Raw genomic sequence first — 1,767 nt, 5'->3', positions numbered from 1 at the left:
GGACTGACCCAAAAGGACATATAACATGACCTTTCAGGGTTAGCCCCTTTTTTCTATCTTTAACATAATAAAAGAATCGCTCTTTTTGTTATAATTGAGTCACCACAACAACAATTAAACAAGGAGCGATTCTCTTATGAAACATGATCATATTTCCTTTCTTGAGTATAACATAAATCAACTGATGCTTCCAATGGATATCAGTGAACTCATCCCCCAACATAGTGTGGCCCGTGTTGTGAATGAAATGATTGAACGGATTCCCGACAACCATTTCCTCCGCTACTATCCTGGTGGTGGTCGCAGTAGCTATCACCCCAAAATGATGACCAAGATTCTCGTGTATGCCTACACGCAAAAAATCTATTCAGGCAGGGAAATTGCACGTCAACTCGAAGAAAACATCAGCCTCCCTCTCCTTTGGTTAAGCGCCTTTCAAAAACCCGATTTTCGCACGATCAACCGTTTTCGGTCCGAACGAGGAAAAGGATTGGTAGAAGAGCTATTCAAACAAGTCCTCATGCTTCTTGTTGAAGAAGGCCATGTCCATCTCGATGATTACTTTGTGGACGGTACGAAGATAGAAGCAAATGCCAACCGGTACACCTTTGTTTGGAAAAAAAGTACAGAAAACTACAAAAAGAAGCTGGAAACGAAAGTGGACCAGCTCATCCAGCACATTGATGGGATCGTAGCGAAAGAAGAAATAGAGCCCCCTTCAAAAGAAGAAACAAAGTCCCTTATTACATCCGAAAAAATTGAGAAGAAAGTGCAGGAATGGGAAAAGCGCTTGGAACAAGAGCCGAAAAATAAAGAACTGAAAAAAGCTGTAAAGAAAATGAAAACTGATTTTCTCCCACGAAGCGCTAAATACGAAAAACAACTTGCGACTTGTGGGGAGCGAAACAGCTACTCCAAGACCGATCCGGATGCGACCTTTATGAGAATGAAGGAAGATCACATGAAAAATGGGCAGTTGAAGCCAGGATATAATGTCCAGATGGCTTCCAATGATCAATTCATTCTCGCCTATACCGTTCATCAACGTCCAGGTGATACTCGCTGCCTCATCTCACACCTCCAGGAAGCCAAAGAGAAGTTTGGAGTCAAAGCGAAGAACGTGATCGCCGATGCAGGATATGGTTCAGAAGAGAATTATGCCTATTTGGAAGAGCAAGGACAAGAAGCATACGTAAAATATGGGATGTATGAAAAAGAACAAACACGTTCGTTTAAGAAGAATCCTCATCACCAATCGAACTGGGTGTATGATGAGGAAAAAGACGTGTTTCTTTGTGCTGCAGGTAAAGAGTTGTCCTTTGTTTCTGAGAAAAGACAACGAACAGAATTCGGATATGAATCCACCACTCGCATCTATCAGTGTAGAGAATGTGAAGGGTGTCCGTTCCGTTCCGCATGCACCACATCCAAACATGGACGTAGCACCCAAGTAAACACTACCTACCAACAATATAAAAAGAAAGTACAGGAGCGCCTTTGGACAGACGAAGGAAAACAACTCTATGCGAAACGAAAAGTGGACATTGAGAGTGTTTTCGGTCAGTTCAAGGGCAATCGGTCGTTCCGTCGGTTTTCCCTTCGTGGGCTGGCCAAGGTGAGCATCGAGATCGGGCTCATCAGCATCGCTCATAATCTCCTGAAAAAGGCGGCCAGAGGAGCCGCCTAACTCCAAAAAAGAGAAAAACTGACCCAAAAAGACAAGAAAAGAGGCTGTCACCCCTTCGTCTATTTAGACTTTTGGGTCAG

Annotated in this window: 1 protein-coding gene; it reads left to right on the top strand. The window is 43.4% G+C overall.

Annotated elements, in window-relative coordinates:
* Positions 1–136: 136 nt before the first annotated feature.
* The gene (locus ADA01nite_RS21545) at positions 137–1,687 is read left to right on the top strand and encodes an IS1182 family transposase (RefSeq protein ID WP_146812477.1); all 1,551 of its coding nucleotides are present in this window, start codon (positions 137–139) and stop codon (positions 1,685–1,687) included.
* Positions 1,688–1,767: the final 80 nt, after the last annotated feature.

Origin of the sequence: Aneurinibacillus danicus (assembly GCF_007991215.1) — a bacterium.
Lineage (GTDB): Bacteria > Bacillota > Bacilli > Aneurinibacillales > Aneurinibacillaceae > Aneurinibacillus > Aneurinibacillus danicus.
The sequence above is the reverse complement of the archived record's forward strand: the minus strand, read 5'-3'. Positions and strand labels throughout refer to the sequence as shown.